The organism is Streptococcus oralis (assembly GCF_026782285.1).
GTDB lineage: Bacteria > Bacillota > Bacilli > Lactobacillales > Streptococcaceae > Streptococcus > Streptococcus oralis_CG.
On the sequence record NZ_JAKUWG010000003.1, the window covers coordinates 392,369 to 410,054 of the forward strand.

Annotated in this window: 17 protein-coding genes, 1 tRNA gene and 1 pseudogene; 16 read left to right on the forward strand and 3 right to left on the reverse strand. The window is 36.2% G+C overall.

The features are described 5' to 3' along the window. Positions 1 to 6: 6 nt before the first annotated feature. The 3 genes from comC to rlmH all read right to left on the reverse strand — a co-directional run bounded on the left by comC (position 7) and on the right by rlmH (position 895). Entirely contained in the window at positions 7 to 132 is a 126-nt protein-coding gene (gene comC / locus MK403_RS04205) for a competence-stimulating peptide ComC (RefSeq protein WP_000799680.1), read from the reverse strand. 166 nt (positions 133 to 298) lie between these two features. Then, a tRNA-Arg gene (locus tag MK403_RS04210) sits at positions 299 to 372 on the reverse strand. Positions 373 to 415: 43 nt separating this feature from the next. Further along, positions 416 to 895, reverse strand: coding sequence for a 23S rRNA (pseudouridine(1915)-N(3))-methyltransferase RlmH (gene rlmH / locus MK403_RS04215; protein WP_268709042.1), 480 nt, complete (start codon positions 893 to 895; stop codon positions 416 to 418). 183 nt (positions 896 to 1,078) lie between these two features. Between rlmH and MK403_RS04220 the strand changes: the two genes are divergently transcribed. The 16 genes and pseudogenes from MK403_RS04220 to MK403_RS04295 all read left to right on the forward strand — a co-directional run. Next, entirely contained in the window at positions 1,079 to 2,269 is a 1,191-nt protein-coding gene (locus tag MK403_RS04220; RefSeq protein ID WP_061418780.1) for a S1C family serine protease, read from the forward strand. Between the two features lie 57 nt (positions 2,270 to 2,326). Then, positions 2,327 to 3,085, forward strand: coding sequence for a ParB/RepB/Spo0J family partition protein (locus tag MK403_RS04225; protein WP_268709043.1), 759 nt, complete (start codon positions 2,327 to 2,329; stop codon positions 3,083 to 3,085). Between the two features lie 223 nt (positions 3,086 to 3,308). Continuing rightward, complete coding sequence (gene dnaA, locus MK403_RS04230) at positions 3,309 to 4,670, forward strand: chromosomal replication initiator protein DnaA (RefSeq protein WP_004244340.1); 1,362 nt, start codon at positions 3,309 to 3,311, stop codon at positions 4,668 to 4,670. Between the two features lie 158 nt (positions 4,671 to 4,828). Further along, positions 4,829 to 5,965: a DNA polymerase III subunit beta gene (gene dnaN, locus MK403_RS04235; RefSeq protein WP_000581146.1), complete on the forward strand. Its 1,137-nt coding sequence runs from the start codon at positions 4,829 to 4,831 to the stop codon at positions 5,963 to 5,965. Between the two features lie 64 nt (positions 5,966 to 6,029). Continuing rightward, the gene (locus tag MK403_RS04240; protein WP_000285184.1) at positions 6,030 to 6,224 is read left to right on the forward strand and encodes a DUF951 domain-containing protein; all 195 of its coding nucleotides are present in this window, start codon (positions 6,030 to 6,032) and stop codon (positions 6,222 to 6,224) included. A gap of 84 nt (positions 6,225 to 6,308) precedes the next feature. After that, a complete protein-coding gene (gene ychF, locus MK403_RS04245) occupies positions 6,309 to 7,424 on the forward strand; it encodes a redox-regulated ATPase YchF (protein ID WP_268709044.1) in 1,116 nt (371 codons plus the stop codon). 72 nt (positions 7,425 to 7,496) lie between these two features. Then, on the forward strand, positions 7,497 to 8,066 hold the full coding sequence (pth, locus tag MK403_RS04250) for an aminoacyl-tRNA hydrolase (RefSeq protein WP_268709045.1): 570 nt from the start codon (positions 7,497 to 7,499) through the stop codon (positions 8,064 to 8,066). Next, the gene (gene mfd, locus MK403_RS04255) at positions 8,067 to 11,570 is read left to right on the forward strand and encodes a transcription-repair coupling factor (RefSeq protein WP_268709046.1); all 3,504 of its coding nucleotides are present in this window, start codon (positions 8,067 to 8,069) and stop codon (positions 11,568 to 11,570) included. Positions 11,571 to 11,627: 57 nt separating this feature from the next. After that, entirely contained in the window at positions 11,628 to 11,894 is a 267-nt protein-coding gene (locus tag MK403_RS04260; RefSeq protein WP_001234973.1) for an RNA-binding S4 domain-containing protein, read from the forward strand. Then, complete coding sequence (locus MK403_RS04265; protein ID WP_000041917.1) at positions 11,887 to 12,255, forward strand: septum formation initiator family protein; 369 nt, start codon at positions 11,887 to 11,889, stop codon at positions 12,253 to 12,255. The genes MK403_RS04260 and MK403_RS04265 overlap by 8 nt, the downstream gene beginning before the upstream one ends. 4 nt (positions 12,256 to 12,259) lie before the next feature. After that, positions 12,260 to 12,382, forward strand: coding sequence for an SP_0009 family protein (locus tag MK403_RS04270; protein ID WP_260468141.1), 123 nt, complete (start codon positions 12,260 to 12,262; stop codon positions 12,380 to 12,382). Beyond that, entirely contained in the window at positions 12,375 to 13,646 is a 1,272-nt protein-coding gene (locus MK403_RS04275) for a serine hydrolase (RefSeq protein ID WP_268709047.1), read from the forward strand. Before MK403_RS04270 ends, MK403_RS04275 begins: the two co-directional genes overlap by 8 nt. Next, positions 13,643 to 14,920 (forward strand): tRNA lysidine(34) synthetase TilS, encoded by a 1,278-nt coding sequence (gene tilS / locus MK403_RS04280; protein WP_268709048.1) that lies wholly within the window; start codon positions 13,643 to 13,645, stop codon positions 14,918 to 14,920. The genes MK403_RS04275 and tilS overlap by 4 nt, the downstream gene beginning before the upstream one ends. A gap of 4 nt (positions 14,921 to 14,924) precedes the next feature. Beyond that, the gene (gene hpt, locus MK403_RS04285; RefSeq protein WP_125848191.1) at positions 14,925 to 15,467 is read left to right on the forward strand and encodes a hypoxanthine phosphoribosyltransferase; all 543 of its coding nucleotides are present in this window, start codon (positions 14,925 to 14,927) and stop codon (positions 15,465 to 15,467) included. 15 nt (positions 15,468 to 15,482) lie between these two features. After that, positions 15,483 to 17,441, forward strand: a complete 1,959-nt coding sequence (ftsH, locus tag MK403_RS04290) for an ATP-dependent zinc metalloprotease FtsH (protein WP_268709049.1) — start codon at positions 15,483 to 15,485, stop codon at positions 17,439 to 17,441. 120 nt (positions 17,442 to 17,561) lie between these two features. After that, a pseudogene (locus tag MK403_RS04295) lies at positions 17,562 to 17,686 on the forward strand (sigma-70 family RNA polymerase sigma factor); the annotation flags it as partial.

Here is a 17,686-nt window from a genome sequence, read left to right on the forward strand (position 1 = left end):
TTTTAGTTATTTTCTTTTTGGAAAAATAAGATTACGTATTAATTCTGGAATTCTCCATTCCCCACCCCGAATCTCCTGCAATTCTGTTTCTGTTACTTCTTTAAATTGTTCCAACTTTACTGTATTTTTCATAATGAAATCTCCTGTATTGTTTTTCTTGTAAGTTATCTTACAAATCTATTATACAAAATGAAGATCACTTAAGAAAAATTTCTTCTCAACTGTACTTTTTTACACCTGAAATGCACCTTTTGAAGAAAAAAGCTGGGAAATAATCCCAGCTTTTTCTTTAATGTACTGATCCCAGCAGGATTCGAACCTGCGACCGTTCGCTTAGAAGGCGAATGCTCTATCCAGCTGAGCTATGAGACCTAACATGACCATTCTATCAAAAAACAAGAAGTAAGTCAATCTTCTATTTATGATAAGGGGATCCCTGCTGAATGGTAAAAGCACGATAAATTTGTTCAACAAGAACTAATCTCATTAACTGATGTGGCAAGGTCAAACGTCCAAAACTAACAGAAAGATTCGCTCGATACTTCACAGCAGGGGATAGTCCCAGACTTCCACCAATAATAAATGTAAGGGTAGAAAATCCCTTTATAGAAGCCTGTTCCAGCTGTCTACTGAATTCTTCTGAGGAGAAAATTTTTCCTTCAATTGCTAACACAACTACAAAATCTCTTTCTCCAATTTTAGAAAGAATTCGATTTCCCTCTATTTCTAATATTTTGTGATTTTCTGACTCACTTGCCTTATCTGGAGTTTTTTCATCGGCTAATTCAATAATTTCTACAGTGGCAAAACGAGAAATTCGTTTAGTATATTCAGCAATGCCATCTTTAAGGTATTTTTCCTTCAGTTTTCCAACTGTTACAATTTTTATTTTCATTCTTCTATTCTATCATATCCACACTTTATTTCACATCTTATTCACAAAGAATCATCTAGAAAAACTAGCAAATTCACAGAAAAAAACGAGTTATCCACAACTTGTGTAAAACTTCTACCTTTAAGCTTGAATTAAGTTAATAGATTTATACTTTAATCAAATAAAAAACAAACGGAGGCGTTTATGAAACACTTACAAAAATTTTACAAAAAAGGAGTTACCTTTCTTATCATCATTCTGATAGGATTTTTGAGTGGTGCCCTAGGAAGTTTTGTGACACTGCAACTTTATCAAAAACAAGTAAGTCAAGCCACAAATAACACTACAAACACTGTTACTCAGACTTCCTACAAAAATGAAAATGCAACAACTCAGGCCGTTAATAAGGTAAAAGATGCCGTTGTGTCGGTCATCACTTATTCATCAAATCGACAAAATAGTGTTTTTGGAAATGACGAGACAGATACGGATACCGACTCTCAACAGGTAGCAAGTGAAGGTTCTGGTGTTATTTACAAAAAGAATGGGAAAGATGCCTACCTTGTGACAAATACCCACGTTATTAAAGGAGCTTCAAAAGTTGATATCCGTTTAGCAGACGGTACAAAAGTTCCTGGTGAAATTGTCGGTTCTGATACGTTCTCTGACATTGCTGTCGTGAAAATTTCTTCAGAAAAAGTCACAACCGTAGCAGAATTTGGAGATTCTAGCAAACTAAATGTTGGTGAAACTGCAATCGCAATTGGTAGTCCTCTAGGATCCGAATATGCCAATACAGTTACCCAAGGAATCATTTCAAGTCTCAATCGAAATGTCTCTCTAAAATCTCAAGATGGTCAAGCGATTTCTACAAAAGCTATTCAGACAGATACTGCTATTAACCCTGGTAACTCTGGTGGTCCACTTGTAAACATTCAGGGCCAAGTTATCGGGATTACATCAAGTAAAATTGCAAGTAATGGTGGAACCTCTGTCGAAGGTCTTGGTTTTGCAATCCCATCAAATGATGCTCAAAATATTATTAAACAGCTTGAAAGTGACGGTAAAGTGACTCGCCCTGCTCTTGGAATTCAAATGGTTAATTTAGCTAATATCGGAGCTAGTGATCTTAGAAAACTCAATATTCCGAGTAGCGTAACTTCTGGTGTAGTGGTAAAATCTGTTCAAAGTAATATGCCTGCATCTGGTCACCTTGAAAAATACGACGTTATTACCAAAGTTGACGACAAGGAGATTTCTTCGTCAACAGATTTACAGAGTGCTCTTTACAACCATTCTATCGGAGACACCATTAAAATCACCTACTATCGAAATGGGAAAGAGGAGACTACAACTGTTAAACTAGATAAAAGTACAAGTGATTTAGAATCTTAATTGACATCAGTGTAAAGAAAACTTTACATATAATAAAAGATATGTTAGTGTAGAATCATGGAAAAATTTGAAATGATTTCTATCTCGGACATACAAAAAAATCCTTACCAACCTCGGAAAGAATTTGATGTAAAAAAATTAAAAGAATTAGCTCAGTCAATCAAAGAAAATGGGCTAATCCAACCAATCATCGTTCGTCAATCTCCTGTAATTGGTTATGAAATCCTTGCAGGAGAAAGACGATATCGAGCTTCTCTCTTGGCTGGTCTGACCTCTATTCCAGCCGTTGTGAAACACCTCTCAGATCAGGAAATGATGATTCAGTCTATCATTGAGAATTTACAAAGAGAAAACTTGAATCCAGTTGAAGAGGCACGCGCCTATGACTCTTTAGTTGAAAAAGGATATACCCATACCGAAATAGCAGATAAAATGGGAAAATCTCGTCCTTATATCACTAATTTTATTCGTTTGCTTTCCCTACCAGAGTACATCTTATCTGAAGTAGAAAATGGAAAAATTTCTCAAGCTCATGCACGCTCACTAGTTGGTTTGAATAAAGAGCAGCAAGACTATTTTTTTCAACTAATTAAAAATGAAGACATCTCTGTGAGAAAGTTAGAAACACTGCTGACAGAGAAAAAACAAAAGAAGCAGAAAAAAAGTGATTCTTTCATCAAAGATGAGGAAGATAAATTAAAAAAACTACTTGGATTAAATGTAGAAATTAAACTTTCTAAAAAAGATACTGGAAAAATTATTATTTCTTTTTCAAGCCAAGAAGAATATGACAGAATTATCAACAGCCTGAAATAAGGCTGTTCTTTTATTTTTTCAACCCACAAATTTATCCACTATTTTTTATAGCAAAAAACCAAAGAATTCAAGGGAATACCTTACTTATCCCCAGCCTGTGGATAAAAAGTGTAAACATTGTGGATTCTTTTCCACAGATTGTGGAAAAATGCTAGCATCTATGGTAAAATAAGTTTAACAGTAAACTTTTTTATATCAAATATAGCAAAGGAGGGGATAATCGGTGAAAGAAAAACAATTTTGGAATCAAATCTTGGAATTGGCTCAAGAAAGATTGACACGTTCTATGTACGATTTCTATGCCACACCTGCTGAACTCATAAAAGTGGAGGGAAATGTAGCTACTATCTTTTTACCTAGACCTGAAATGGAAATGGTTTGGAAAAAACAGCTCAAGGATATCATTGTGGCTGCTGGTTTTGAAGTTTACGATACTGAAATAAAAACTCAATTTGTCTTAACAAAGCCTGAGGAAGAATCTTCAACCTATGTCATGGATTCTGAAAATAGCAATCATTATGTTGCTTCACAGGCCAATCTTGCTATTCCATATTCTGAAACAGGATTGAAGGAAAAATATACCTTTGATAACTTTATTCAAGGAGATGGGAATATCTGGGCTAAGTCTGCTGCTCTGGCTGTTTCCGAAGACCTCGCATTGACTTATAATCCCCTTTTCATTTATGGTGGTCCTGGACTAGGGAAAACCCACTTACTGAATGCTATCGGAAATGAAATTCTAAAAAATATTCCTGAAGCTCGGGTTAAGTATATTCCTGCTGAAAGTTTTATCAATGATTTTCTTGAACACCTGAGACTTGGGGAAATGGAGAAATTCAAAAAGACTTACCGTAGCCTTGATCTCTTACTGATCGATGATATCCAATCTCTCAGCGGTAAAAAAGTTGCAACTCAGGAAGAATTTTTCAATACCTTCAATGCTCTTCATAGCAATCAAAAACAAATCGTTCTGACTAGTGACCGAAGTCCTAAACATTTAGAGGGCCTTGAGGAAAGGCTTGTCACGCGCTTTAGCTGGGGATTGACTCAAAATATCACCCCTCCTGACTTTGAGACACGTATCGCCATTCTTCAAAGTAAAACGGAACATTTAAACTACCATTTCCAGAGTGATACCCTAGAATATCTGGCTGGTCAATTCGATTCAAATGTTCGAGAACTTGAAGGAGCAATCAACGATATCACTTTAATTGCCAGAGTAAAGAAGATTAAAGACATCACTATTGATATCGCTGCTGAAGCTATCAGAGCTCGCAAACAAGATGTTAGCCAACTGCTAGTCATTCCAATTGACAAAATCCAAACTGAAGTTGGTAATTTTTATGGAGTGAGTGTCAAAGAAATGAAGGGGACGAGACGAGTTCAAAACATCGTTTTGGCGCGTCAAGTAGCTATGTATCTAGCTAGAGAACTGACAGATAATAGTCTTCCAAAAATCGGAAAAGAATTCGGAGGAAAGGATCATACCACCGTTATTCATGCCCATGCTAAAATTAAATCCTTGATTGACGAAGACGATAATTTACGCTTAGAAATCGAAGCAATCAAAAAGAAAATTAAGTAGCATGTGGATAACTTTTCCTTTTCTATCTTTTTTATTCACATTTTTTAAACAAGCTTAAAAGCCTGAAATTACTAAATAGAAATCAGTTTTCCACAGAATTCACACACTCTATTATTTCTATTATCCTTCTAATACTAAAAATAAATAAAGGAGAATCCATGATTCATTTTTCAATCAATAAAAATTTATTTCTACAAGCCCTAAATACCACAAAACGAGCAATTAGCTCCAAAAATGCTATTCCAATTTTATCAACAATCAAAATTGATGTTACCAATGAAGGCATTACTTTAATTGGATCAAATGGTCAAATTTCCATTGAAAATTTCATTTCTCAAAAGAATGAAGATGCAGGTCTTTTGATTACTTCCTTAGGTTCGATTCTTCTTGAAGCTTCTTTCTTTATCAATGTTGTATCTAGTCTTCCAGATGTAACGCTTGATTTCAAAGAGATTGAACAAAAACAAATTGTTTTAACAAGTGGTAAATCAGAAATTACCCTAAAAGGAAAAGATAGCGAACAATATCCTCGTATTCAAGAAATTTCAGCAAGTACTCCTTTGGTTCTTGAAACAAAATTACTCAAGAAAATTATCAATGAAACAGCTTTTGCTGCAAGTACGCAAGAAAGTCGTCCCATCTTAACAGGTGTTCACTTCGTATTGAGTCAACATAAAGAACTAAAAACAGTTGCGACAGACTCTCATCGCCTTAGCCAGAAAAAATTGACTCTTGAAAAAAATGGCGATGATTTCGATGTGGTAATTCCTAGTCGCTCTCTACGCGAATTTTCAGCTGTATTTACGGATGATATTGAAACAGTGGAGATTTTCTTTGCAAATAATCAAATCCTCTTTAGAAGCGAAAATATTAGCTTCTATACTCGTCTCCTAGAAGGAAACTATCCTGATACGGATCGTTTGATTCCAACAGACTTTAACACTACAATTACTTTTGATGTGGTTAATTTGCGTCAATCTATGGAGCGTGCACGTCTCTTATCAAGTGCGACTCAAAATGGTACTGTGAAGCTTGAAATTAAAGGTGGAGTTGTTAGCGCCCATGTTCACTCTCCAGAAGTTGGTAAAGTAAACGAAGAAATCGATACGGAGCAGGTGACTGGGGATGATTTGACCATTAGTTTCAACCCGACTTACTTGATTGATTCTCTCAAGGCTTTAAATAGTGAAAAAGTAACTATCAGCTTTATCTCAGCTGTTCGTCCATTCACTCTTGTTCCAGCAGATACTGACGAAGACTTCATGCAGCTCATCACACCAGTTCGTACAAATTAAGTGAAAGAGGTTGAGCCTGGCTCGCCTCTTTTATGATATAATCGAAAAAGAAAAGGAGAGTAGTATGTATCAAGTTGGAAATTTTGTTGAGATGAAAAAACCACATGCTTGCACAATTAAATCAACTGGTAAAAAAGCCAATCGTTGGGAAATTACACGCGTAGGGGCAGATATCAAAATCAAATGTAGCAATTGTGACCACCTTGTCATGATGAGTCGCTATGATTTTGAACGAAAAATGAATAAGATTATTGACTAAGAACCCTTAGTTAGAGGGTTAGCAAGTTTTCCCTTTTTGTGTTATAATGTTAGGGATTGAAATGAGAACGGAGAATGAGAAAATATGGCTTTAACAGCAGGTATCGTTGGTTTGCCAAACGTTGGTAAATCAACCCTTTTTAATGCAATTACAAAAGCAGGAGCAGAGGCAGCAAACTACCCATTTGCGACTATTGATCCAAACGTTGGAATGGTGGAAGTTCCAGATGAACGCCTACAAAAACTAACGGAAATGATTACACCTAAAAAGACAGTCCCAACAACCTTTGAATTTACAGATATTGCAGGGATTGTAAAAGGAGCTTCAAAAGGAGAAGGTCTAGGGAATAAATTCTTGGCCAATATTCGTGAAGTAGATGCGATCGTTCACGTAGTTCGTGCTTTTGATGATGAAAATGTTATGCGTGAGCAAGGACGTGAAGACGCTTTTGTGGATCCACTTGCAGATATTGATACCATTAACTTGGAGTTGATTCTTGCTGACCTAGAGTCAGTAAATAAACGCTATGCGCGTGTAGAAAAGATGGCACGTACGCAAAAAGATAAGGAATCTGTGGCAGAGTTTAACGTCCTTCAAAAAATTAAACCAGTCCTTGAAGATGGAAAATCAGCACGTACCATTGAATTCACAGATGAGGAACAAAAAGTAGTCAAAGGACTCTTCCTTTTGACCACTAAACCAGTTCTTTATGTTGCTAATGTAGATGAGGATGTGGTTTCAGATCCAGATTCTATCGATTATGTTAAAAAAATTCGAGAATTTGCAGCGACAGAAAATGCAGAAGTAGTAGTTATTTCTGCGCGTGCTGAGGAAGAAATTTCTGAGTTAGACGAAGAAGACAAGCAAGAGTTTCTTGAAGCACTTGGGTTGACTGAATCAGGCGTTGACAAGTTGACTCGTGCAGCTTACCACTTGCTTGGACTCGGAACTTACTTCACAGCTGGTGAAAAAGAAGTTCGTGCTTGGACCTTTAAACGTGGTATGAAGGCTCCTCAAGCAGCTGGTATTATTCACTCAGACTTTGAAAAAGGTTTTATTCGTGCAGTGACCATGTCATATGAGGATTTAGTGAAATACGGATCTGAAAAGGCAGTAAAAGAAGCTGGGCGCTTGCGTGAAGAAGGAAAAGAATATATCGTTCAAGATGGCGATATCATGGAATTCCGCTTTAATGTTTAATAACATTTAATAAATAGTGTCAATTAGGTTGGAAAAAAATTCCAACCCTTTTGGCTTTTGAAAGGAAAATAAATGACTAAATTACTTGTTGGATTAGGAAATCCAGGGGATAAATATTTTGAAACCAAGCACAATGTTGGCTTTATGTTGATTGACCAACTAGCTAAAAAACAAAACGTCACCTTTACACACGACAAGATATTTCAAGCTGACCTAGCCTCTTTTTTCCTCAATGGCGAAAAAATTTATCTTGTCAAACCAACAACATTTATGAATGAAAGTGGAAAAGCAGTTCATGCTTTATTGACTTACTATGGTTTGGAGATTGAAGATTTACTCGTTATTTACGACGATCTTGACATGGAAGTTGGGAAAATTCGTTTAAGAGCAAAGGGCTCAGCAGGTGGTCATAATGGTATCAAGTCTATTATTCAACATATAGGGACTCAGGTATTTAACCGTGTTAAAATAGGTATTGGAAGACCTAAAAAAGGCATGTCAGTTGTTCACCATGTTTTAAGTAAGTTTGATCAGGATGACTATGTAGGTATTTTACAGTCTATTGACAAGGTTTACGATGCTGTAAATTACTATTTACAAGAGAAAAACTTTGAGAAAACAATGCAGAGGTATAATGGATAAATGGTGACTTTATTAGATTTATTCTCAGAAAATAATCAGATAGAAAAATGGCATCAAAATCTGACAGATAAGAAAAGACAACTAATACTAGGTCTGTCAACTTCTACCAAGGCTCTTGCAATTGCAAGTAGTCTAAAAAAAGAAAATAAGATTGTATTATTGACATCGACTTATGGAGAAGCCGAAAGAATTATCAATGATCTTCTTTCTCTCTTAGGAGAGGAATTTGTCTATCCATTTTTGGTAGATGACTCTCCTATGGTAGAGTTTTTGATGTCTTCACAAGAAAAAATCATTTCGCGGGTTGAGGCCTTGCGTTTTTTGAGTGATCCGTCTAAGAAAGGGATTTTAGTTTGTAATATCGCAGCGAGTCGATTGATTCTACCCTCTCCGACTAGATTTAAAGAAAGTATTATAAGGATTGCAGTTGGCGAAGAATATGATCAATATGACCTTCTTCACAAATTAAAGGAAATCGGTTATCGCAAAGTTACTCAAGTACAGACACAAGGTGAGTTTAGTATTCGAGGAGATATTTTAGATATTTTTGAGATGTCTCAGTTAGAACCTTTCCGAATCGAGTTTTTTGGTGATGAAGTTGATGGCATTCGTACTTTTGAAGTCGAGACACAATTATCGAAGGAAAATCAAACAGAACTTGCCATCTTTCCAGCTAGTGATATGCTTTTGAGAGAAAAGGATTATCAACGAGGTCAGTCAGCTTTAGAAAAGCAAATTTCGAAGACTCAATCGCCGATTTTGAAATCCTATTTAGAAGAAATTTTGTCAAGTTTTCATCAAAAACAAGTACATTCAGATAATCGAAAGTTTTTGTCTTTATGTTACGATAAAACATGGACTGTATTTGATTATATTGAAAAAAATAGGCCAGTATTCTTTGATGACTATCAAAAATTGATGAATCAATATGAAGTTTTTGAAAGAGAATTAGCGCAATACTTTACAGAAGATTTACAGAATAGTAAAGCATTTTCTGAGATGCAGTATTTTGCAGATACAGAGCAAATCTATAAAAAACAAAGTCCAGTGACCTTTTTCTCTAATCTTCAAAAGGGTTTAGGAAATCTCAAGTTTGATCACATTTATCAATTTAATCAATATCCTATGCAGGAATTTTTCAATCAATTTTCTTTTCTTAAAGAAGAAATTGAGCGATATAAAAAAATGGATTACACCATTGTTCTGCAGTCTAGCAATTCAATGGGAAGTAAAACACTGGAGGATGTTTTAGAGGAATATCAGATTAAATTGGATTCCAGAGACAAGTCAAGTATCTGTAAAGAATCTGTAAACTTGATTGAGGGTAACCTAAGACATGGTTTTCATTTTGTAGATGAAAAAATTCTCTTGATTACTGAACATGAGATTTTTCAAAAGAAATTAAAACGTCGTTTTCGAAGACAACATGCTTCAAACGCAGAGCGATTAAAAGATTATAATGAACTTGAAAAAGGGGACTACGTTGTTCACCATATCCATGGAATTGGTCAATATCTAGGGATTGAAACAATTGAAATCAAAGGGATTCACCGTGATTATGTCAGTGTTCAATATCAAAATGGGGATCAAATCTCCATCCCAGTAGAGCAGATTCAGTTACTGTCCAAATATGTTTCAAGTGATGGGAAACCTCCTAAACTCAATAAATTAAATGACGGGCATTTTAAAAAGGCCAAGCAAAAAGTTAAGAACCAGGTAGAGGATATAGCTGACGATTTAATCAAACTCTATTCTGAGCGTAGTCAGTTGAAGGGTTTTGCGTTCTCAGCTGATGATGATGATCAACATGCTTTTGATGATTCCTTCCCTTATGTTGAAACGGATGATCAACTTCGTAGTATTGAGGAAATCAAGAGAGATATGCAGGATTCTCACCCCATGGATCGACTTCTGGTTGGGGATGTTGGTTTTGGAAAGACTGAAGTTGCAATGCGTGCAGCATTTAAGGCTGTCAATGATCACAAACAGGTTGTTGTTCTAGTTCCGACGACGGTTTTAGCGCAACAACACTATACGAATTTTAAGGAACGATTTCAAAATTTTGCTGTTAATATTGATGTGTTGAGTCGCTTTAGAAGTAAAAAAGAGCAGGCAGAGACACTTGAAAAATTAAAGAATGGTCAAATCGATATTTTGATTGGAACGCATCGTGTTTTGTCAAAAGATGTTGTGTTTTCAGATTTGGGATTGATGATTATTGATGAGGAACAACGATTTGGTGTTAAGCATAAGGAAACCTTGAAAGAACTGAAAAAACAAGTAGATGTCCTAACCTTGACAGCAACGCCGATTCCTCGTACTCTTCATATGTCTATGCTGGGAATCCGAGATTTGTCTGTTATTGAAACTCCTCCAACCAATCGCTATCCAGTGCAAACTTATGTTTTAGAAAAGAATGATAGTGTGGTTCGTGATGCTGTCTTGCGTGAAATGGAGCGTGGAGGTCAAGTTTACTATCTTTACAATAAAGTTGACACGATTGACCAGAAGGTTTCAGAGTTACAGGAGTTGATTCCAGAGGCTTCGATTGGGTATGTTCATGGACAAATGAGTGAAATTCAGTTGGAAAACACTTTATTGGACTTTATTGAAGGACAATATGATATTTTGGTGACGACTACTATTATTGAGACAGGGGTAGATATTCCGAACGCCAATACCTTATTTATTGAAAATGCAGATCATATGGGCTTGTCAACCTTGTATCAATTAAGAGGAAGAGTTGGTCGTAGTAATCGTATTGCTTATGCTTATCTTATGTATCGCCCAGAAAAATCAATCAGTGAAGTCTCTGAAAAGAGATTAGAAGCAATCAAAGGATTTACAGAATTGGGCTCAGGATTTAAGATTGCTATGCGAGATCTTTCGATTCGTGGAGCAGGAAATCTATTAGGGAAATCCCAGTCTGGTTTCATTGATTCTGTTGGTTTTGAATTGTATTCTCAGTTACTAGAGGAAGCTATCGCTAAACGGAATGGTAATGGAAATACAAGAAGCAAAGGGAATGCTGAGTTGATTTTACAAATCGATGCCTATCTTCCTGACACTTATATTTCTGATCAACGACATAAAATTGAGATTTACAAGAAAATTCGTCAAATTGACAACCGTGTCAACTATGAAGAATTACAAGAAGAATTGATGGACCGCTTTGGAGAATATCCAGACGTAGTGGCCTATCTTTTAGAGATTGGTTTGGTCAAATCATACTTGGATAAGGTCTTTGTAGAACGTGTGGAAAGAAAAGAAAATAAGATTACAGTTCAATTTGAAAAAGTCACTCAACGACTGTTCTTGGCTCAAGATTATTTTAAAGCCTTATCTGCAACGAATTTAAAAGCAGCTATAGCGGAGAATAGAGGATTAATGGAAGTCATATTCGATGTCCGAAACAAGAAGGACTATGAAATTTTAGAAGGTCTACTGATTTTTGGAGAAAGTTTATTGGAGATAAAAGAATCAAAGGAAGCTAATTCTCTTTGACGTTTTTCTTCTATAAAAGGGATAAAAATGGTACAATAGTAATTTGAGGTAATAAAAATGAGATTAGACAAGTATTTAAAAGTATCACGAATTATTAAGCGTCGCACGGTCGCAAAAGAAGTAGCAGATAAAGGTAGAATCAAGGTGAACGGAATCTTGGCCAAAAGTTCAACGGATTTAAAAGTTGATGACCAAGTTGAAATTCGCTTTGGAAATAAGTTGTTGCTTGTTAAAGTACTAGAGATGAAAGATAGTACAAAAAAAGAAGATGCAGCAGGCATGTATGAAATTATCAGTGAAACGCGGGTAGAAGAAAATGTCTAAAAATATTGTACAGATGAACAATCCTTTTATTCAAAATGAGCACCAACGTCGTCGTTACCTGATGAAGGAGAGACAAAAACGAAATCGTTTCATGGGTTGGGTTCTTATTTTGATGATTTTGTTGTTTATTTTACCAACTTATAACTTGGCCCAAAGCTATAATCAGTTATTACAACGTCGTCAGCAATTGACAGAGTTGAAAGAGCAGTACCAAACTCTTAGTGATGAAAAGGATAAGGAATCTGCTTTTGCTGCAAAGTTGAAAGATGAAGACTATGTAGCAAAATATGCACGCGCCAAGTACTATTACTCAAAGAAACGAGAAGCAATTTATACCATTCCTGATTTGCTTCCGAGGTAATGTCATGGAAAATTTATTAGAAGTTGTTGAGCAATTTTTAAGTTTATCAGATGAAAAATTAGAGGAATTGGCAGCTAAAAACCATTTATTACGATTACAAGAAGAAAGGGAAGGGAAGAATGCGTAAGTTCTTAGTAGTGTTATCGCTACTATCTGTTTTTATCATAACTTCAAGAGTAGTTAGCACAGAAAAACAGCTTCCTTACTCTTCACAAGAAATTTATTACCTAACTGAGTCTGATCATGGATTATACTATAAAGAAACCCTTGAATCGCCAATGGTTTATAGAGAAACGGCTATCTATGCAAATGAGGATTTGATTAAGGAGTCTGGAAAATTGACTCCTGGAACCACCTTTAAAATCGTAGAATGGCGTTTGAATAGACAAGGTATTCCTGTTTTTAAATTAGATAATCACCAGTTTATCCTTGCAGATAAGCGCTTGGTCTATGATCAAAGTCAAGTTCAAACTCAAAATAGACAAGTATGGTTGGAACCGGGGTTTGTTATCTATAACAGTCCTTATGGTGCTAAAGAAATTTCTTCATCCCTCTCTCCCTATCAACGCGTAACAGTGGATAGAACCCTCTTTGCTGAGGGACAAGAATTTCTTCATATTGATCAAGTTGGGTGGGTATCAAAAGAGTTTGTTTCAGAAGAAGATAATCGTATCCAGAAGGTTCAAGAAGTCTTGTCAAACAACTATCAGAATGAAAATTACTCTATTTATGTTAAACAGCTGAGTACAGGAAAAGAAGCTGGGGTGAATGAAGACAGCAAACTCTATGCAGCTAGCATCTTGAAGCTAGCCTATCTTTATTATGCTCAAGATAAGATAAATCAAGGGGAGTATACACTAGATAGTAACTTCAAGTATATTCCAGAAGTGAATAGCTTTCCTGGATCCTATAAACCAGAAGGTAGCGGTAGTTTACCTAAAACAGGAGACAACAAAGACTACAGCCTCCAACAATTAATTACCAAGGTAACAAAGGAGTCTGACAATGTTGCTCATAATATTTTGGGTTATTATGTGACCAATCAATCTGACGGGGCTTTTAAAGAAAAAATGTCCACCATTATGGGTGAAGATTGGGATGTGAATGATAAATTGACTTCTTCAAAAATGGCTGGAAAGGTCATGGAAGCTATTTATAATCAGAATGGTTTTGTTTTAGAGTCTCTAAGTAAAACGAATTTTGATAACCAACGAATTGCGAAAGGTGTTTCGGTTAAGGTAGCTCATAAAATTGGAGATGCCGACGAATTTAAACATGACACTGCGATTGTCTATACGGACTCTCCTTTCGTTCTCTCTATTTTCACCAAAAATTCTGATTATGACACCATTGCTAAGATAGCCAAGGATGTCTATGAGGTTCTAAAATGAGGGACCGGGATTTTTTAAATCATTTTCTCCAAAAAGAGTATTTCAAAAAACATTCTAAGGTCGTATTAGCTCTGTCTGGTGGATTGGATTCGATGTTTTTATTCCATCTATTGTCCACTTATCAAAATGAGTTGGAAATTGAGCTGATTGTAGCACATGTCAATCACAAGCAGAGAAGTGAGTCTGACTGGGAGGAAAATGAACTAAGGAAGTTAGCTGATGCAGCTGAACTTCCTATTTATATCACAAGTTTTTCAGGAGACTTTTCAGAAGCGCGTGCTCGAGAGTTTCGCTATGATTTTTTTCGACAGGTCATGAAAGAAACAGGAGCAACCGCTCTTGTAACAGCACATCATGCTGATGATCAGGTTGAAACGATTTTGATGCGCTTGATTCGAGGGAGTCGGTTACGTCATTTAACAGGGATAAAAGAAAGTCAAGTAGTTGATGGAATTGAAATCATTCGTCCCTTGTTGTATTTTCATAAAAAGGATTTTCCACCAATTGTTCATTTTGAAGATCAAACAAATCAGGAAAATACCTATTTTCGCAATCGCATTCGGAATAGGTATTTACCAGAACTTGAAAAAGAAAATCCTTGTCTTAAATCCGCCCTTTTAGATTTTGGAAGGGAAATTTCAGATTACCAAGCAACAATAACGGAACTTTCGAAACAAATTGATGTGGAAGATTTGAATGAGCTATTTTCATACTCTCAACAAACTCAAGGAATCTTGCTACAGAACTATCTTAATCAATTTCCAGACTTAAATCTGACAAAGGCTCAGTTTGCCGAAGTTCGACAGATTTTAGCAAGGAAAAGTCAGTATCGTCATTCTCTTAAAAATGGCTATGAATTGATAAAAGAGTATCAAAATTTTCGAGTTTGTAAAATCAGTCCTCAGGCTGATGAAAAGGAAGATGAACTTGTGTTACACTATCAAAATCAAGTTCGATATATGGGTTATTTATTTTCTTTTGGTATCCCTATTGAAGGGGATTCTGTTCAAAAAGTAACGGTTTCACGGGAAACACCTGTACATATTAGATGTCGAAAACCTGGCGATGTTATTACCCTGAATGGTCATCGAAAGAAACTGAGACGTTTATTTATAGATTTGAAAATCCCTATTGAAAAACGAAAAATAACTCCTATTATTGAGCAATTTGGAGAAATTGTCTCAATTTTAGGAATTGCGACCAGTGATTTGAGTAAAAATACGAAAAATGATATAATGAACACTATACTTTATATAGAAAAAATAGATAGGTAAAAAGATGTTAGAACACGATATTAAAAAAATCCTTGTTTCACATGATGAAATTACAGAAGCAGCTAAAAAGCTAGGTGAGCAGCTAACCAAAGACTATGAGGGGAAAAATCCAATACTCATTGGCATTTTGAAAGGATCGATTCCTTTTATGGCTGAATTGGTCAAACATATTGATACGCATATTGAGATGGACTTCATGATGGTATCTAGTTACCATGGTGGAACAGCAAGTAGTGGTGTCATCAATATCAAGCAAGACGTAACTCAAGATATCAAGGGAAGACATATTCTATTTGTAGAAGATATCATCGATACAGGTCAAACTTTGAAGAATTTGAAAGATATGTTTATTGCAAGAGAAGCAGCTTCTGTTAAAATCGCGACTTTGTTAGACAAACCAGAAGGACGCATTGTTGAAATTGAAGCGGATTATACTTGCTTTACTATTCCAAATGAGTTTGTAGTAGGTTATGGTTTAGACTATAAAGAAAATTATCGTAACCTTCCTTATGTCGGAGTATTGAAAGAAGAAGTTTATTCAAATTAGAAAGATTTATCTTTAATGAAAAAACAAAATAATGGTTTAGTTAGAAACCCATTTCTCTACTTGTTAATTATCTTCTTCCTAGTGACAGGATTCCAGTATTTTTACTCTGGAAATACTGCTGGACGAAGCGAAAAAATTAACTATACAGAATTGGTAAAAGAAATTACAGCAGACAATGTAAAAGAATTAACCTATCAGCCAAATGGTAGCATCATTGAAGTGTCTGGTGTTTATAAAAATCCTAAGACTAGTAAAGAAGAAACTGGAATTCAATTTTTCACTCCTACTGCTACAACAGTAGAAAGATTCTCAAGTAGCATTCTTCCGTCTGATTCGACAGTTGCAGAATTGCAAAAACTTGCTTCTGAACATCAGGCAGAAGTAACAGTCAAACATGAGAGTTCAAGCGGTATGTGGATCAATATCCTTGTCTCTGTTGTACCATTTGCTATTCTCTTCTTCTTCTTATTCTCTATGATGGGAAATATGGGAGGAAATAGTGGCCGAAATCCAATGAGTTTTGGACGTAGCAAGGCCAAAGCTGCTAACAAAGAAGATATCAAGGTACGATTCTCAGATGTTGCAGGTGCCGAGGAAGAAAAACAAGAATTAGTAGAAGTTGTTGAATTCCTAAAAGATCCAAAACGATTTACCAAACTTGGTGCGCGTATTCCTGCGGGTGTTCTTTTAGAGGGACCTCCGGGAACAGGTAAGACCTTACTTGCTAAGGCAGTTGCTGGAGAAGCAGGAGTTCCATTCTTTAGCATCTCAGGGTCGGACTTTGTAGAAATGTTTGTCGGAGTTGGGGCTAGCCGAGTTCGTTCACTTTTTGAGGATGCAAAAAAAGCAGCACCAGCCATTATCTTTATCGATGAAATTGACGCTGTTGGTCGCCAACGTGGTGTCGGCCTCGGTGGAGGAAATGACGAACGTGAACAAACCTTGAACCAACTCTTGATTGAAATGGATGGTTTTGAGGGAAATGAAGGAATCATCGTTATCGCTGCGACGAACCGTTCAGATGTTCTAGATCCAGCTCTTCTCCGTCCAGGACGTTTTGATAGAAAAATCTTGGTTGGTCGCCCTGATGTTAAAGGTCGTGAAGCAATCTTGAAAGTTCACGCTAAAAACAAACCTCTAGCAGAAGATGTTGATTTGAAACTAGTTGCCCAACAAACCCCAGGTTTTGTGGGAGCTGACTTAGAAAATGTTCTAAACGAAGCAGCCTTAGTTGCTGCTCGTCGCAACAAATCAATCATTGATGCTTCAGATATTGATGAGGCAGAGGACAGAGTGATTGCTGGACCATCTAAGAAAGATAAAACAGTATCACAAAGAGAACGTGAATTGGTTGCTTATCATGAGGCTGGACATACCATTGTTGGTTTAGTACTGTCAAATGCCCGTGTTGTTCATAAAGTTACCATCGTACCACGTGGACGTGCAGGCGGATACATGATTGCACTTCCTAAAGAAGATCAAATGCTTCTATCTAAAGAAGACATGAAAGAACAATTAGCAGGTTTGATGGGTGGTCGTGTAGCTGAAGAGATTATCTTTAATGTCCAAACGACAGGAGCTTCAAATGACTTTGAACAAGCTACACAGATGGCGCGTGCAATGGTCACTGAATACGGTATGAGTGAAAAACTTGGCCCAGTTCAATATGAAGGTAATCATGCTATGTTTGGTGCACAAAGTCCTCAAAAATCAATTTCAGAACAAACAGCCTATGAGATTGATGAGGAAGTTCGTTCATTATTGAATGAGGCACGAAACAAAGCTGCTGAAATTATCCAATCAAATCGTGAAACCCACAAACTGATTGCAGAGGCATTGTTGAAATACGAAACATTGGATAGTACTCAAATTAAATCTCTTTACGAAACAGGAAAAATGCCTGAGACAGTAGAAGAGGAATCACATGCCCTATCTTATGATGAAGTAAAATCAAAAATGAGTGAAGAAAAATAACCCCAGAGAGACCTTGTCTCTCTTTTTATGTGCAGTTGAGAGTGGAAAGGGAACAGAAGAGGAGAAGAGGATCAAAAGTTTTCTGCATTTTGCTAAACTAAATGCAGAAAGGAGAGGTCTATGAATCTGAAAGAACTATACGAAGAAAGTAAAGGGATTGTAAATAAGTGTCGCAAAGATTATCATCTACATCTGTGGGAGAAAGGGGACTGGGATCAGGAAGGTATGCTGTGCCTCTATGAGCT